This window comes from Peribacillus huizhouensis (genome assembly GCF_014138605.1).
GTDB classification, from domain to species: domain Bacteria; phylum Bacillota; class Bacilli; order Bacillales; family DSM-1321; genus Peribacillus; species Peribacillus huizhouensis.
Genome location: NZ_JACJHX010000003.1, coordinates 339,205 through 355,264, shown reverse-complemented (window position 1 = coordinate 355,264; position 16,060 = coordinate 339,205). Strand labels below are relative to the sequence as shown.

Here is a 16,060-nt window from a genome sequence, read left to right as displayed (position 1 = left end):
AAAGTATATGAAAAGCCTATTCCAAGATGAAACATGAGGTTTTGCGCAGGATTAAGTACTTTTCTGGCCGGATTTGAGATTTGCGCGCCAGCACTTGCTCTTTTCATGCCGGATTCCGCTTTTGCGTGCCAAAACTAGCTCTTTTCGGGCAGGATTCCGCTTTTGCGTGCCAGAACTAGCTCTTTTCGGGCCGGATTCCGCTTTTGCGTGCCAAAACTAGCTCTTTCGGGCCGGATTCCGCTTTTGCGGGCCAGAACTAGCTCTTTTCGGGCCGGATTCCGCTTTTGCGTGCCAGCACTAGCTCTTTTCATGCCGGATTCCGCTTTTGCGTGCCAAAACTAGCTCTTTTCGGGCAGGATTCCGCTTTTGCGTGCCAGAACTAGCTCTTTTCGGGCCAGATTCCGCTTTTGCGTGCCAGAACTAGCTCTTCGGGCCGGATTCCGCTTTTGCGTGCCAGAACTAGCTCTTTCGGGCCGGTAAAATAACAATCCAAAATTTAGGGATGGCAAATATCGGAATCAGGTAACTCAGATATAGGTTTATCTTCCATATCCATATTAAATTTTTCACTAAAAAGACTTCTCTCCATTGTCAGGAAAGAAGTCTTGTTATTATTGCTTAAATAGTTCAATTAATTCTTTGTTTTGTGAGTCATGCGCATAATCTATTGCTGATAAGCCTTCCATATCTTTTATGGTCGGATCTGCACCATATTTAAGAAGTAATGCAACTAGTTCCACATTTTCTAAATAAGCCGCCAGATTTAATGGTGTCGTTTCATACGAGTCTACTAAATCAACGGTTGCTCCCTTTTCAAGCAGTAATTTAGCTGCTTCGTTATTTTCATAGGACACTGCATGATGAAGCGCACTCTGGCCATAATCGTCGGTTTCATTAATATCTGCACCATCAGCCAGGAGCGAAAGTATTGTCTCTGTCTCATTTTCAGAAACTGCGTTCATAAGCGGTGTAAAGCCTTCTTCCATGTCATAGTCCTCTTGAAACATTGTAGCTAAATCACTATTGGCTAGAGTAGATATCGCGAAAGCAATCCCTATACCAGCAGCCACAAATAGTAGAATACTGACGCTAATTCCTATTATGACCGTTGCTTTTTTCTCTTTAATTAATTCTTTTTCTTCTGGAAATGACCAGTTATCCAACGCATTTAAACGCTTCGGTAGATGGGGATGTGTGGACAGTTTTTCACTTAACCAAACAAAAAATCCCGACTCTTCGCGAATCTGGTCTATGTATGCATCCTGATTCACTTTCGGCGCAAGTTTCTTTCCTATGGCAAGCATAGTCAATGCCTGCTTAGATGCTTCCATATTTTTCACATAAAAGTGTGCATGACGGTCACATGTATATTCACATGCTCGCATATACGCCTCACCAAGAAGTGGAATAAACATTCCGGGAAGTACGAGCATATGAACTAGCACATGTCTTCGCTTTATATGTGTAAATTCGTGAGCAAGCACGAACAATAACTCATCTTCCTTGCCTTCTTCTGTTAAATCGAACAATTCAGAATAAATAACCACCATATTTTTCCCAAAAAAACGAGTCGCAAAAGCATTTAACATTCCAGAAGACTCTAACACATACATCGAAGGAACGTTCATATCCATCTCTTTGGCAAGCAACTCTGCCTTTTCATAAACACCGGGAAATTGTCTCTCACTAATCCTAACACCGTTACGGCGAATATGGGCCATCGATAGGCCGTGGACAAATAATGACAATAAAATCAGTGCCCCAACAATCACAATTCCAATTATGCTGAAGGCTAAAGAGATATACATCATCAAACTAAAAATCATTGTGAGAATAAAATACACTTTCTCTTTTCGGTAAACAAGATCATTTTTAAATCTTTCTTCTAGCAACCCTTTTCCCCCTATTAACTATTAATGAATACGTTGGAATTATACCTAATACTTTACATAAAACCAATCAACATTTTTTCCCAAAAAGTGATTAATAACGAATAAAATAAAAATACACGCATAGATTAACGATGAAAAGTAAAAAATTTGTAAATTCCATAGTTTTTTTCTAGAATTTCATTGAATAAAGAGTTAGAATATAAGCAAATGACAACTTGAATTTTGCGTAATGTTTCAGGGGAGTTTTTGGATGGGTAAAGCAAGTACATAGTGGCAGTTGGAATACTGTCCATCTTATCGGTTGTTTTCATTTGTTTTGGTGCCAATGAAAATGAATAAGGAGTGATTTTTTGAAACCTTCAACAAATCGCATGTTAACCCGTATTAAATCCGTTTATATGTTTATTAGCAATAACGGTACGGTTTCTACTCAGGACCTTGTAGAAGAATTTGGCATCACTCCTCGAACAATACAGCGCGATTTAAATGTGTTAGCTTATAACGACTTAGTCAAAAGCCCAAGCCGCGGCCTATGGACCACAACAAGCAAAAAAGTAAAGATGTCATCTTAAGGCAAAAGACAAAATTTGTTATAATAATTTCCAACCTAAGCTTGCAAACTAAAGAAAGAAATATATGAATAATACCCATCTACTAGAAATGAGGCAGACTCATACAGTCCGCCTCATTTTTTTGCTTATTATGATTGTGATTGCCCATTTCTTAAAGCAAAAAGTTCCTCATCAGTTAATTCACGGTACTCACCTAATTCAAGCTCCTCATCAAGCGTAAGGCTCCCCATTGAAATACGCTTCAAATAGATGACCCGTTTGCCTACCGCTTCAAACATCCTTTTCACTTGATGAAACTTCCCTTCCATAATCGTTAATTCAATATCAGATGTAAGTCCTGATTTAATGATTCTCAACTCTCCAGGTTTCGTATGATAGCCATCATCCAGTGTTACCCCTTTACTGAATTCTTCAATATCGCTTTCTGACACTTCGCTGTTAATCACGGCGAAATACGTTTTTGGGACATGTTTTTTTGGGGAAAGCAATTGATGGGCGAGCTGTCCATCATTTGTAATCAAAAGCAACCCCTCTGTATCTTTGTCCAAGCGACCTACCGGAAAAGGCTCCATTGCCGCATCCTCTGGTTCTAGTATATCAATCACTGTTTCCTGAAAATTATCTTCCGTAGCAGAAATAAGGCCTTGTGGCTTATTCATCATTAAATAGATGAACTCTCTATAGACCACTTGTTCATTATGTACCGTTACATGATCCACTTCTGGGTCAACATGCGCCTTCGCGTCTTTCACAACTTGATCATTCACAACGACAGCACCTGATTTTAGTAAACTTTTCACTTCTTTTCGGCTGCCATAGCCAACATTTGCTAATAATTTATCGATTCTCATAAGTTCCTCCGGTACAATTGATCTTGCATTACATTAACATTTATTGTTTATATGCCCATTTCATTATAACAGGATACTTCTAAAAGGAATAAAGTGAAACTTCAATCAGTGGGGGGTTCTTCATCCCCGCTGATTGTTAGTGCCGTTCTACTGTAGCCAAGATCTTTGCTTTCGCTTCGATCAATCAACAGGGTACGAACTAAGGTTTAACGAACTCAGACTAAGTACGCCGCGTCCCCATGTCTTCATCTGAGTAACCCACATCCTGTGATAGTCCGACAAGCAGAAGATGGAAATACGGCGTGGCGTAGTTTGCCACAGAGTATTACAGTTTATAACCTTAAGTAGGGCTAGAGCTACAACTAAATTAGGCAGTTATCGCCCACCTACGCTTCTTCGATTCCTCTATGCCTTAAGATGGGGTGTTACTGCCCGTTAATGCGGGATAAAGTAAAAAGCAAAAGGGTCTAAAACCCTACATCTTCTTTATATCGTTTATATGACACAATAAACGGGTATATAAAGTGCATGGTTAGACCCTTATGGAAGCATCTTTTATCTAATTTTCTTTTTCCTTAACCTTTCGCCTTTACACCTAGTTTCTCTGCTAAACGATCGATTCGACTGCCAAATAAACGGTGCGCTAATTTGCTTTTTAGAGAGAAGGCTGCGTAGATGAGACCACCGAAGATGGCAGATATAATGATGATTAGGATTGCTTGAATTTTAATTTCCGAATCCAAAAACAAGCCTAATACACTTTCTACTCCCCAAACTACAAGACCCATAATTGTCGCAAATAAGCTCATAAGAATTATTCTTTTTATGACTAGATAATATCGATACCCTGTGAAATAATGGATAAAATATAAATTTAGTGCACAGCAAGCGACATATCCCAAGGTTGTTGCATAAACCGCTCCAACTGATTCGAACATTTTGATCAATGGGATATTTAAGCTCAATTTTATGAGTAATCCAACTAATAAGCTTAACACTGAATACTTTTGCTGGTTAATTCCTTGCAAAACAGCCGCTGATACAGAAAATAACGCAAATAAAATCGCAGTGGGCGCATACGTGGCAAGAATACTTGTCCCTAATGGATTATGTGCGAAAAACGCAGTATAAATCGGCTCTGCTAATGTCGCCATTCCGATAACGGAAGGAATCGTTAAAAATAATAAAATTTGAAAGGCTTGATCGAGTTGATGACGGAAGGCATCCTGATTATCACTCACATATGCCTTTGTTACAGATGGCAAAAGAGCCATCGAAAAAGCAGTCGCAAGCGTCATCGGAATGACAACTAACTTTTGTGCATTAAAATTCAATATCCCAAAAGCTGATTCGGCAATGTCACCACTTATACCAATCGAAACTAAAGTCTTTTCAAATGTTAAGTTATCTACAAACTGGAAAGCAGGCATGGCAATCGATACGAAAATGAATGGGATCGAAGAAATGAGTATCTCTTTATAAATATGTGGTAAGGAAATATCCATGGTCCCTTTGTCTTGTTTCAAAAGGTCGTTTAAGTAAGGTTTTTCTTTTTTCCAATACCATAAAAGTACGAATAACCCACCAATTGCACCTATTGCAGCCGCGAATGTTGCTACACTGACCGCTGTTACAAGATTTCCATCCATTATTTTCAGTACAACATATGCACCAGCCAATAGGAAAACAATCCGAACGATTTGTTCAACAACTTGCGATATAGCCGTTGGTTCCATTTTTTGATGTCCTTGAAAAAAGCCACGGATAATACTCATAAATGGCACGATAATCAACGCAAAACTTACTGCCCTAATCACCGCTGTAATATCAGCAGCTGCAAAACTTTTTTCGCCCACACTGACAAAGTTAGCATACACAGGAGCTAACGTATACATCACAATAAAAGCTAAAAACCCAGTTACTAACATGAGTTTCAAACTCGACTTATATAGTTTTCGACTAACTGCATATTCTTCTAATGAATTGTATTTAGAAACCGTTTTAGAAACAGCAAGCGGCATTCCAGCTGTAGCCATACTGATAAAGATCGTATATGGAACGTACGCATGGGAATACAGACCGGCTCCTTTTTCTCCCATTAATGCATCAAACGGTATCACATATAATAACCCTAATACTTTCGATAAAACCGAACCGAGCGTTAATATGAACGCCCCTTTTAAAAGCTTTGAAGACATTTAATCCCTTCCTGCCTATGTCAGTTACGTTTTCACGCTTTTTACCTTACCACAATTCCTAATCATTTAAGAATCCATAACTAGATTAGATATAGATATTTTATAACAATATCTCATGAATTTTAGCAAAAACTTTCTAGAGTCACAAGTAAATGTTTTTACATGTCGTTTTTACTACTAGCTAGATATGCTTTATAATGAAGGAATGAAAATAGTAAAGCTGGTGAAAACATGAAATATGATGTAATTATAATTGGCGGCGGTCCTTCTGGATTAATGGCTTCGATTGCCGCTGGAGAAAAAGGAGCGAATGTGCTTCTTGTTGATAAAGGAGAAAAACTTGGACGAAAGCTTGCCATTTCAGGCGGTGGCCGCTGTAATGTAACTAATCGTCTTTCGATAGATGAAATTATTAAACATATCCCAGGGAACGGCCGTTTTTTATATAGTGCTTTTTCCGAATTTAATAATGAAGATATTATCAATTTTTTTGAGAAGCTTGGTGTTGAATTAAAAGAAGAAGATCACGGTCGAATGTTTCCTGTTAATAACAGTGCCCAAAGTGTAGTTGATGCTCTGCTAGAACGCATGAACAGCTTGAAAATAACGATTTATAAAAATTCCCCTGTTGCAGAGGTACTGTATGAAAATGACAAAACAGCAGGTGTGCTTTTAAAAGATGGACAAACTTTCAAGGCAGGCAGCGTCGTTGTCGCAGTTGGCGGTAAGTCTGTACCACAGACGGGCTCAACTGGCGATGGCTATGCATGGGCAAAGAAGGCAGGCCATACAATTACCGAGCTGTTTCCAACTGAGGTACCTGTAACAAGCAATGAGCCATTCATTAAAGATAAGTCATTGCAAGGTCTCGCACTTCGTGACGTTGCCTTAAGCGTTTTGAATGTAAAGGGCAAACCACTGATCACGCACAGAATGGATATGCTCTTCACCCATTTTGGCATCTCTGGTCCCGCCGTTCTCCGCTGCAGTCAGTTCGTTGTGAAAGAATTAAAAAAAGCAAATTCACAAACTGTAACAATGAAGATTGATGCTCTACCAGACGCAAACAAAGAAGAAGTATTTCAAGATGTAATTAAATTACTAAAAGAAGATCCGAAAAAAGCGGTTAAGAATTCTTTAAAAGGCTTGCTTCCTGAACGCTATTTGCATTTTCTACTTGAAAAAAGCGGTATTGATTTACAAGAACAAAGTGGCCATTTAGCACATGAAAAAGTCCGTAGATTTGCTGAGTTATGCAAAGACTTTCAATTCACCGTTACTGGTACTCATTCGATCGAAAAAGCCTTCGTTACCGGTGGCGGAGTTTCTGTGAAAGAAATCCATCCAAAAGAAATGGGTTCGAAATTGATGCCCGGTCTCTATTTTTGCGGAGAAATCTTAGACATACATGGCTATACTGGAGGCTACAATATTACCTCTGCGCTTGTAACAGGCCGGCTCGCTGGGATGAATGCAGCGCTCTATGCAAAAGGTCACTCATAATCTAAAGAGCAGATTCCAAATCAGATTGGAATCTGCTCTTTTTCAATATGATGCATATTTTTCGATTTCGAGGCATAAAACCCAGATTTGATAAATAAATGATCTCAGGCAATATTCTAATAAATGAAGCAGTTCGACCACATGAGCCTGTCAAAACACTTGCCTATCTTGCCTATATCAGCCGTTTTTCCCATATATCAGCCAAGTGCTAAATTACTTTTCTCTATATACTGCTGTTACTTCTTATATATAATCATCGCACTAAAACAATAGATTTGATCATCTTCCTCTTCTCCGGTCGTGGCAATATTGTATTTGATGTCGACAATTTTATTATCACGAATGTCCTCAAGAAATACATTCATTTCATCTTCTAAGTCCTTTTCATGCTCATGATCAAACAGTTTTACTTGAATCATCAGCTATCCCCTACCTTTTTTATAAACAGCGTGCCCCAATTTGGAAAAGAATATTCATTTTTTTTAAAAAAATAGGTCTTGTCTCACACTCTACATACGGTTACAAACCATCTGTAGATGTGGAGCAAGACCCAAATGAAAGGCAAAGCCTTCCTTATTTCACAATTACTTCACCATTCCACTCAAGCATTCCGCCTACCATATTTACAACTTTGTAGCCTTGTTCTTGAAGATAATGAGCAACGTTTGCGCTACGACCTCCTGAGCGGCAAATGAAAATATATTCTTTCTCTTTATCGAAATAGTCAAGTGTAGCAGGAATATCATTCATCCGAATATGTTTAGCACCTTTGATGATTCCTTCTGCAACTTCATCATCTTCACGGACATCAACGAGCTCCAAATTCTCTCCTGCTTCTAACTTCGCTTCTACCTCATCTGGGGTAATCGTTTTAATTTCTTCCATCATAAGCACCTCATTCTTGATTAATATTTCTCATCTATTATAGCAAGTATATTGATCGATTGAAATTTTGGCGGATTGGCGTTGAAGATGACTATTTACTCCAAAAAACTCCAGTTTGAAAAGTATGCATGCTTTTTTCCAAACTGGTACAATGAAACGACTAGAATAATCAGAGATACCGACTAGGCGGATAGGAGTGGAATAATGAGAAAGGTGCGCTTTCTTTTTACTATATTGATGATTGTCGGTCTATTTTGGTTTTTTTATGGAGAGAAGCTTAAGGAATCTGGTTTTCAAGCTGCATTCTCGGAACTGAAATCGGACGTAACTTCACTTAAAAATTCTCCAGAGGTTTCTTCTGGAATTGAAAAGCTGAAAGAGGGTGTTGGGAATCTACTTGTCATTGTAAATGACAAATTAGATTCTTCATCTAACAAGGAACACCTTGATGACCCTGTTCAAAAGCCTCTGTTAGCTACACCCACACAAGCTTTCTCCATCCATAACATAGAACTTGGTGATTCAAAAACAGATGTTGAAAGTCAAATTGGAGCACCGAAACGCTCTTCTCTAAATGAATATGGAGTGGATTGGCATACCTATCATGAGAATTACCAAAACTTTTTCATGGTCGCTTATGATGATCAAGGCAAAGTAGCTGGATTGTATACGAATCAAGATCTTATTTCATCGAAACAAGGCTTGAAACTCGGTGCGGCTAAGGACACGGTTCTTTCACAGCTAGGAAAGCCTTTAACGAAAATTCAAAAAGGTTTTGCTTTTTATCAAATAAACAATCCAGAATACGATACATTTCATGTTGAGAAAAGCTATGTAACGGTTTTTTATGACAAGCATGAAAATAATACAGTCACTGCACTGCAAATTATTAGTGATAGACTTGAAGCAAATAAGAAGGAGTTCTTCGGTGAGCCTAGTCCTGAATTAGAGGAAGGATTTGAGTATCAATTGTTCGATCTGACGAATGCATCGAGGGTGAATCACGGTCTTAGCGTGCTTTCCTGGAATGAGGCCGTTCGCAAAACAGCTCGCGATCATAGCAACGATATGGCCGTTCATAACTATTTCAACCACACGAACCTCGATGGTGAATCTCCTTTCGACAGAATGGAAGCGGACGCCATCACATTCCGCATGGCTGGAGAAAATCTAGCGGCAGGCCAGCAAAGTAGCATCTTTGCCCACGAAGGATTAATGAATTCACTCGGTCACCGGGAAAATAAACTCCGCCCGGAATATCAAGAACTCGGAGTTGGCGTCGATTTCAACTCCGAATCGAGACCTTATTTCACAGAGAATTATGTGACTAAATAAAGGATGACTTACAATAAAGGATGCCCCTTTACATACGGGTCATCCTCTTTATTATGAGTTATTGTAGGATAGAACCAAAACAATATTGTAGGAAATTCATTTAATAAAAGTATTCAATGCACATTTACAACTAAAGTGACCGTTACAATACCTATATATGAACCTAACATCCCTCTTAGATGGAACTCCAACCAATTTTTCCACTTCTTTTTAATAGCTAAGTAAAGCAAGTCCATACGAAAATAGAGCATGAAAAAGATTCAAGTTCTCAAATTGTAACAGCTTATGAAGTTCGCAGTGCCGAGCTGATTTTGCGAAGCCTCGCCCCTTTTCCAAAGAAAAAGAGTGCCCAAAGTGGACACCCATGTGTTAATGATTGAATCCATCTATTAAAGTTGTAGGCTGTCTTTTCTTAAGACTAACCATCACGGCAAAGGAGATGATGTATAAGGCTGCTAGATATGTCATCGCTACAGTCATATCATAACTTTGCAAAATATAGCCCACGAGGATGGGTGACAGTCCACCTATTGCCCTACCAAAGTTAAATATTGTGTTGGTAGCTGTACTTCTAATTTGAATAGGATAATAACTGCTGATCAACGCTCCGTATCCGGCAAACATCCCATTCGAAAAGAAGCCGACAATGGCACCACCGATTAATACACCTGCACTTCCCTCAGCATACGAGTAAAGAAAAACAGCACATGCAGAAGCAAGAAGGAAAATGCCAAAGGCTCGTTTCGCTCCAAATCGATCCATGAATTGTCCAAAAGTTAACATACCAACGATCATGCCAACTGCTGTACTAATTGTCCAAAGTGCTGAGCTTGAAACAGACAGACCTTGGGATTGTTGCAACATAGATGGCAACCAAATCATTAAGCCATTGTAGCCTGCAATCTGCACCGTTGCCATAATTGCTAGAGAAATCGTCGTCATCGCTGTTCTTGGTGTTTCAAACAACTGAAGCAGCTTACCTTTCTCTTGTTTGCTGACGATTTTTTTCTGTTTTTGAGCTTCCATCCATTCAGGAGATTCATCTAGATTCTTCCTCACAATAAAAGCGAATATAACTGGAAGAACACCCACGAAGAACAATGCTCGCCACCCCAAAGTAGGCAGAATGATGGCGCTAAGCAATGCTGCGAGAATGACACCATATTGAGCACCGATACTTACATATGATGAAGCTCGTCCTTGTTTATTTTTAGGCCATGCCTCCGCAACTAGAGCCATTCCAATCCCATACTCGCCTCCAGCACCCAATCCAGCGATAAATCTAAACACGTAAACCTGCTCTATATTTGTAGCTAATCCTGTTAAAGCTGTACCTACTGCGAACAAAATAATTGTATAGGTAAAAATACGCACCCTGCCGAACTTATCTGCCAAGATCCCAAAGATAATCCCGCCAGCAAGCATGCCAATATTCGTTATCGAAGAAATAAGTCCTCCCGTTGCTAAATCAATGTGAAACTCTGCAATGATCATCGACATAGCAAAAGAGATAAACATGATGTCCATGCCTTCTAACGTTAATCCTGCCACTGACGCTACAACTGTTTTATTACGATAATTCATGTTGTTCCACCCTCCAGTTTAATCTTTCAGTAAAAATTTTTTGTGCTTTGAGGGAATGGATATGCAATTCATCAATTACAAGAAAATCTTCCATTCTCTTTTCAAGCCTCACAGGACTTTATTTAAAAGAGGAGCTTTTAACAAATATGCCGTAAAACGCCACCAATTACCACATATGTCACGCTACACTCGCAAAAATCATAATGGTGGCGGTGCGGAGCTGAATTTTGAAGCACTTCCTTAAAAAATACGTATTCTGCAAAGTAGATTGGCCATATTAATAAGTCGAAAAGACCCGTCCCCATGTCTTTAATACAAAAATAAATGCCCTTCCGTCACAGAGGACAGAAGGGCATGAATGTACAAAAATAGACTTAAAAAATATCAGACTATCAAGCCACCCTTTTCGGCCTCTCTGGACCGTATTAAAGGAAATATTATATTGATATTATCTTAGCAGGTTAGAAAAGCAGTTGCAATACCAGGTGACAAAATATTTTTTGTTGTAAAAATTACCCATTATCTTCCGACTATTTGTAGCTTAGTTATGAATCTTTCAATCTCTTATAAGTAATCCTTTAGAATGTAAACCATGTAACAACAATTCTTTAATGTATGTTTCATCTTTGTTGTCAAAAATATCATCCAGCTCTTCTTCTGAAACGATAGAATACGACTCAAGATAACACCAAGCAGCAAATTTACTAATAGCTCTGACACGACTAGCTTTCAACTTTTTTTGCGAAAAAGGGGCGCGGTTTCGCAAAATCGGCTCCGCACCGCCACCTTCATTAGGTGATACAGTTTGTGAACTTGAACCTTTTTCATCGTAGGGTTGGGAGCAGACGCTCATGTTTGTATTTTGTTTAACTGCAATTGTCATTTTGATTTACCTCCAAACAATTAGATTGAACACTCTACAAACATTTTAACATTATTTTACACAAACTAACATTAAAATTCAGAAAATTCAAAATAAAAGGCTCACAACAACTCATTACATAAAGTGTAATGAAACCCTACTTATCGATTCAGAGTGCGAGGTCAACCTTCCCCCTCTTTTTAGCTAATCTAGGATGAATCATTTAGTAATACGCATAATAATTTCCACTTTGCTTAAAATATATGTCAAACGATGAATTCTGAGGTGACGAAAATGAAAAAGTTCCCCTTCGAAAAAAGCAATCAATCGCAAACACCTCATTTTGATGAAGTCTTACAGCAGTTAAAGGAATCTAAAGATTTTACATGTTTTACGGTTGGTATCAAGCACGATACTCTATGTATTTCTTATTTTAATACGTTAATCGACACGAATATTTTACACAGAGATCTGCTTCCATATTTAAATAAATCTTCGTCCACACTTTACGATGCTGTCCAAGCCTTGCCAATTGAAAATTTACTTTTCACTCAGAAACCAGCTGATGTGCAAAATCATTTACTAATTGGCTATATATCAATAACGGTAGAAGGGAACAATGATCAGGCCGTGTTAGTGAAAGCTGATTCTCAACTTTCTAGAACTGTCTCATTGCCTGAGGTAGAATTTAGCGTCATTGGACCAAAGGAATCGCTTGTAGAATCGCTCGATACGAATTTGCATCTCATCAGAAAGAGATTGCCGATTCAAGAGTTAAAAGTGGAGGTATTAACGGTAGGGAAATTATCAAAATCAAGAGTGGCCCTCCTCCATATTGATGGCATCTGTAACCAAAAGAATGTTTCCACCGTTATTCAACGAATCTCGAATTTAGATGTGAAACAGATTATTGATAGTTCCTATATAGCTCAAATGATTGCGGATAAGAAGAATTCGCCGTTTCCACAGTTTATTGATACTGAAAGACCAGACCGTTTAGCTGCCGTGCTAGGTGAAGGTAAGCTTGTCATTTTAGTAGATGGTGCACCACACGGTCTTCTAGGGCCAGCTACGTTGGTAGAATTTTTTACTGCCTCTGAGGATTATTTTATTAATTGGACAATGGCTTCATTTTTTCGTCTCGTCCGATTTTTTGCTGTCTTATTCTCCATTTTAATAACACCGATATATGTAGCAATTTTGACTTATCACTATGAATTGCTGCCTAAAAATCTGATCAACACACTCGTTATTTCAAGAAGTGGGATCCCTTTTCCTCCCATTCTAGAGGCACTTGTGTTGGAATTGGTGATTGAGTTGCTCCGTGAGGCAGGGGCAAGACTCCCTACCAAAGTAGGACAAACAATTGGTATCGTTGGTGGTATCGTCATCGGAACAGCTTCGGTCGAAGCGGGTTTAACGAGTAATGTACTATTAATTATTGTTGCATTATCAGCTCTTGCTTCCTTTACAACACCTGTATATCAAATGGGTAATACGATTCGGCTTATTCGATTCCCATTTCTTTTCATGGCCTATTATATTGGAATATTAGGTGTTGCGATTAGCTTTTGTTTCATGCTGATACATTTGTTAAGAATCACGACACTAGGAAGACCTTATCTTGAGCCACTATACCCACCAAAGCTAGAAAGCTTAAAGGATTCTCTTATCCGACTGCCATTAACTTATCTATCTAAGCGCCCTGCTTCAAAACATGAAGAGTAATGAAAGGGGACTTTATTCACATATGATCAATAAAAATGAACAAATTTCTCCATTCTTAGTCTTCTTTCTCGTTTTAAAAGTACAAATGGGGATAGGGGTTTTGGGCTTTCAAAGAATCATAATAAAATCAGCAGGAAACGATTCTTGGATTGCAGTCATTCTCGCTGGACTCCTATTCTCGATCGTTATTTGGTGTATGCTTACCCTACTAAATTTGCATAAGCAGAACTTGATGGGCATTCATACTCAGCTTTTTGGAAAAGTACTAGGCGGCATTTTAAATATAATCTGGATCTCCTATTGGCTATTCATGGGCATCGCTGTTTATCGAACCTATGTAGAAGTTGTCCAGGCATGGATGTTTCCACAAATCAATGTTCTGACTTTTAGTATTGTTTTTGCACTTTTAATTTATTATACGGTTTCTGGTGGTTTTCAAGTTATAACTGGAATATGCTTTTTAGGAGTCATCATTCCCTCTTATTTGATATTAACAATCTTTTTCCCATTGGAATATACAGACTTTCGCAACTTATTACCAGTATGGAATCACTCATATAAAGAAATAGCCTTGGCAACGAAAAATATGTCACTTAGCTACTTGGGTATTTCGACTTTACTGATGTACTTTCCATTAATCAAGCAGCAAAAGAAAGCAAATAAATGGGCGCAACTGGCAAATATTATTACCACCTTATCGTATTTATTACTCATAATTGTTTCAATCGGATTTTACTCCGAAAATCAAATCAGCAGATATGTATGGGCTACACTGTCTTTCTGGAGTATCGTCCAAGTACCTTTTGTAGAACGTTTCGAATATATCGGCATTGCAACATGGGTGATCTTCATTCTTCCCAATATTTGTCTATTTATTTGGGCAGCGACGAAAGGAGCTTCTGTCTTATTTAACGTGGCTCCTAACAAGATAACAATGTTATATCTAGTGATCTTAATTGTTGTCTCACTTTCTTTGAAAAATCGTGATCAGATTAACACCTTCTTGAATTATATGTCCTACACTGGTTTTTACCTTTATACAGTGTACATCCCGATTCTGCTCTGTCTATCATTTATTATGAAAAAGAAGGAAGTAATGCATGAGAATTAAAATGATCTTACTAACTTCAATGATGACCTTATTTCTGTCGTCTTGTATGAATATCGAACCTACAGTTTTAAATGAGATTAATATAGCCACAGCCATCAGTTATGATTACATCGATAAAGACCACTTTACATCTACTGCTGTCACACCTTACTATTTGCCGGATAAGCGAGTAAATAACGTTACCTTTACGGCAACTTCTTCTTTGAGCAAAGACGTCCGCCAAAGAATGAATCAACAAACGGATAAACCGATTTTCAGCGGAAAAATAGAAGTCGTCTTATATAGTAAGGAACTTGCTAAACATGATTTAATACGAATGACAGATACATTAATTCGCGATCCTTCGATCGGAAATACGGTGTATTTGGCCGTTGTAGATGGTAAGGCTCAGGATGTCTTAATCAAACAGTTCGGTAACGTAGATAAAGGCACATACTTATCAAATGCGATTGAGCATAATATCCAAAGCGGAATACTCCCTAAAACCAATCTGCATTTATTTTCATATGCACATAATTCAGAAGGGATGGACCCATTCCTTCCGATCATTAAGCCTAAAAATGGGAATCCAATCATTACTGGTGTGGCCCTATTTGATCAGGGGAAATTCGTGTATCAAACAAAAGATCATGAAAACATCATTTTTAAAATGTTAGTCGAAACATCTTCTAACAAAGAAGGTTTTTCGGCAAAATTAGGGGAAAATTTATTTGCTTCCGTCTATAATATCTCCTCAAAAGTTTCCTACAACATCCCTGAACCAATGACCAATTCGCCCATTATGATCAATTTAAAAGTAGAAGCGGTTTTGCGAGAGTTCACTGGTGAACAGCCTGATAAAAAAGTGATCAGAACAATTGAAAAGAAGATGGAAAAAGAATTAAAACAACGAGCTGAAAAACTAATCGTAAAACTTCAAAAACTAGAAGTCGATCCGCTTGGAGTTGGTGAGCAAGTACGAACTAGAACAAGAAGCTGGAATAAGGATGAATGGAAGTCATTATATCCAACTATCCCTTTTCAAGTGAATGTCAATTTTGAAATTCTTGAAAGTGGAGCAGTGGAATAAATGTCGGATTAATCCAATTTGCAAAACAGCAGTGAGAACGAACAACACACACTGCTGTTAACATGCTATCTATAACGAATATCGAGAGGTTACTATGCGGTGACGTGTACTTTTCTAGACCGATTTCTGATTAATGAGCCGGAACTGCTAATTTTCGGGCTACTTTCCCGATTCGCTTGCCGGAACTAACACTTTACGTGCCACTTTCTTAATTTGCGTGCCGGGACTAATATTTTACGTGCCGCTTTCCCGATTTGCGTGCCGGAACTAACACTTTTCATGCCGATTTCTTATTTTGCGGGCCGGACCTAACACTTTACATGCCGATTCTTATTTTGCGGGCCGGTACTAACACTTTTCATGCCGATTTCTTATTTTGCGGGCCGGTACTAACACTTTTCATGCCGATTTCTTATTTTGCGGGCCGGTACTAACACTTTTCATGCCGATTTCTTATTTTGCGGGCCGGA

Annotated in this window: 13 protein-coding genes and 1 pseudogene; 6 read left to right on the top strand and 8 right to left on the bottom strand. The window is 38.5% G+C overall.

Going from position 1 to position 16,060, the window contains the following annotated elements; genetic code table 11:
• Window positions 1-611: 611 nt before the first annotated feature.
• The gene (locus HNP81_RS07345) at window positions 612-1,892 is read right to left on the bottom strand and encodes a M48 family metallopeptidase (RefSeq protein ID WP_028392312.1); all 1,281 of its coding nucleotides are present in this window, start codon (window positions 1,890-1,892) and stop codon (window positions 612-614) included.
• A gap of 350 nt (window positions 1,893-2,242) precedes the next feature.
• Between HNP81_RS07345 and HNP81_RS07340 the strand changes: the two genes are divergently transcribed.
• Complete coding sequence (locus HNP81_RS07340) at window positions 2,243-2,464, top strand: DeoR family transcriptional regulator (RefSeq protein ID WP_028392313.1); 222 nt, start codon at window positions 2,243-2,245, stop codon at window positions 2,462-2,464.
• Window positions 2,465-2,592: 128 nt separating this feature from the next.
• Here HNP81_RS07340 and HNP81_RS07335 read toward each other — a convergent pair whose 3' ends face one another.
• Complete coding sequence (locus HNP81_RS07335) at window positions 2,593-3,315, bottom strand: pseudouridine synthase (protein ID WP_182502118.1); 723 nt, start codon at window positions 3,313-3,315, stop codon at window positions 2,593-2,595.
• Window positions 3,316-3,890: 575 nt separating this feature from the next.
• Window positions 3,891-5,513, bottom strand: coding sequence for a putative polysaccharide biosynthesis protein (locus HNP81_RS07330; RefSeq protein ID WP_182502117.1), 1,623 nt, complete (start codon window positions 5,511-5,513; stop codon window positions 3,891-3,893).
• A 231-nt stretch (window positions 5,514-5,744) separates the two neighbouring features.
• Here HNP81_RS07330 and HNP81_RS07325 point away from each other — a divergent pair, with 231 nt between their 5' ends.
• Window positions 5,745-7,016: a BaiN/RdsA family NAD(P)/FAD-dependent oxidoreductase gene (locus tag HNP81_RS07325; protein WP_182502116.1), complete on the top strand. Its 1,272-nt coding sequence runs from the start codon at window positions 5,745-5,747 to the stop codon at window positions 7,014-7,016.
• Window positions 7,017-7,252: 236 nt separating this feature from the next.
• Here HNP81_RS07325 and HNP81_RS07320 read toward each other — a convergent pair whose 3' ends face one another.
• Together HNP81_RS07320 and HNP81_RS07315 are read right to left on the bottom strand one after the other, a co-directional pair.
• A complete protein-coding gene (locus HNP81_RS07320) occupies window positions 7,253-7,435 on the bottom strand; it encodes a sporulation protein Cse60 (RefSeq protein WP_028392317.1) in 183 nt (60 codons plus the stop codon).
• Between the two features lie 154 nt (window positions 7,436-7,589).
• Window positions 7,590-7,901 (bottom strand): rhodanese-like domain-containing protein, encoded by a 312-nt coding sequence (locus tag HNP81_RS07315; RefSeq protein WP_028392318.1) that lies wholly within the window; start codon window positions 7,899-7,901, stop codon window positions 7,590-7,592.
• 204 nt (window positions 7,902-8,105) lie between these two features.
• Between HNP81_RS07315 and HNP81_RS07310 the strand changes: the two genes are divergently transcribed.
• Window positions 8,106-9,236 (top strand): CAP domain-containing protein, encoded by a 1,131-nt coding sequence (locus tag HNP81_RS07310; protein ID WP_182502115.1) that lies wholly within the window; start codon window positions 8,106-8,108, stop codon window positions 9,234-9,236.
• 116 nt (window positions 9,237-9,352) lie between these two features.
• On the opposite strand, the pseudogene HNP81_RS23775 reads toward HNP81_RS07310, so the two are convergent.
• The 3 genes and pseudogenes from HNP81_RS23775 to HNP81_RS07300 all read right to left on the bottom strand — a co-directional run.
• Window positions 9,353-9,460 (bottom strand): annotated as a pseudogene (locus tag HNP81_RS23775) (DUF2306 domain-containing protein); the annotation flags it as partial.
• Between the two features lie 145 nt (window positions 9,461-9,605).
• Entirely contained in the window at window positions 9,606-10,820 is a 1,215-nt protein-coding gene (locus tag HNP81_RS07305; RefSeq protein ID WP_182502114.1) for an MFS transporter, read from the bottom strand.
• 556 nt (window positions 10,821-11,376) lie between these two features.
• Complete coding sequence (locus tag HNP81_RS07300; RefSeq protein WP_182502113.1) at window positions 11,377-11,703, bottom strand: hypothetical protein; 327 nt, start codon at window positions 11,701-11,703, stop codon at window positions 11,377-11,379.
• Window positions 11,704-11,976: 273 nt separating this feature from the next.
• Here HNP81_RS07300 and HNP81_RS07295 point away from each other — a divergent pair, with 273 nt between their 5' ends.
• Genes HNP81_RS07295 through HNP81_RS07285 form a run of 3 tightly spaced genes read left to right on the top strand, consistent with a single transcriptional unit; the run spans window position 11,977 to window position 15,590 of the window.
• Window positions 11,977-13,410: a spore germination protein gene (locus HNP81_RS07295; protein WP_182502112.1), complete on the top strand. Its 1,434-nt coding sequence runs from the start codon at window positions 11,977-11,979 to the stop codon at window positions 13,408-13,410.
• Window positions 13,411-13,432: 22 nt separating this feature from the next.
• Window positions 13,433-14,521 (top strand): GerAB/ArcD/ProY family transporter, encoded by a 1,089-nt coding sequence (locus HNP81_RS07290; RefSeq protein ID WP_182502111.1) that lies wholly within the window; start codon window positions 13,433-13,435, stop codon window positions 14,519-14,521.
• A complete protein-coding gene (locus tag HNP81_RS07285; protein ID WP_182502110.1) occupies window positions 14,511-15,590 on the top strand; it encodes a Ger(x)C family spore germination protein in 1,080 nt (359 codons plus the stop codon). Before HNP81_RS07290 ends, HNP81_RS07285 begins: the two co-directional genes overlap by 11 nt.
• Window positions 15,591-16,060: the final 470 nt, after the last annotated feature.

What these genes read in the sequence shown, in the direction of transcription:
- HNP81_RS07315 (WP_028392318.1), bottom strand. Translation starts at nt 7,901, where the DNA reads ATGGAAGAAATTAAAACGATTACCCCAGATGAGGTAGAAGCGAAGTTA.
- HNP81_RS07295 (WP_182502112.1), top strand. Translation starts at nt 11,977, where the DNA reads ATGAAAAAGTTCCCCTTCGAAAAAAGCAATCAATCGCAAACACCTCAT.
- HNP81_RS07335 (WP_182502118.1), bottom strand. Translation starts at nt 3,315, where the DNA reads ATGAGAATCGATAAATTATTAGCAAATGTTGGCTATGGCAGCCGAAAA.
- HNP81_RS07320 (WP_028392317.1), bottom strand. Translation starts at nt 7,435, where the DNA reads ATGATTCAAGTAAAACTGTTTGATCATGAGCATGAAAAGGACTTAGAA.
- HNP81_RS07310 (WP_182502115.1), top strand. Translation starts at nt 8,106, where the DNA reads ATGAGAAAGGTGCGCTTTCTTTTTACTATATTGATGATTGTCGGTCTA.
- HNP81_RS07325 (WP_182502116.1), top strand. Translation starts at nt 5,745, where the DNA reads ATGAAATATGATGTAATTATAATTGGCGGCGGTCCTTCTGGATTAATG.
- HNP81_RS07290 (WP_182502111.1), top strand. Translation starts at nt 13,433, where the DNA reads ATGATCAATAAAAATGAACAAATTTCTCCATTCTTAGTCTTCTTTCTC.
- HNP81_RS07285 (WP_182502110.1), top strand. Translation starts at nt 14,511, where the DNA reads ATGAGAATTAAAATGATCTTACTAACTTCAATGATGACCTTATTTCTG.
- HNP81_RS07300 (WP_182502113.1), bottom strand. Translation starts at nt 11,703, where the DNA reads ATGACAATTGCAGTTAAACAAAATACAAACATGAGCGTCTGCTCCCAA.
- HNP81_RS07330 (WP_182502117.1), bottom strand. Translation starts at nt 5,513, where the DNA reads ATGTCTTCAAAGCTTTTAAAAGGGGCGTTCATATTAACGCTCGGTTCG.
- HNP81_RS07305 (WP_182502114.1), bottom strand. Translation starts at nt 10,820, where the DNA reads ATGAATTATCGTAATAAAACAGTTGTAGCGTCAGTGGCAGGATTAACG.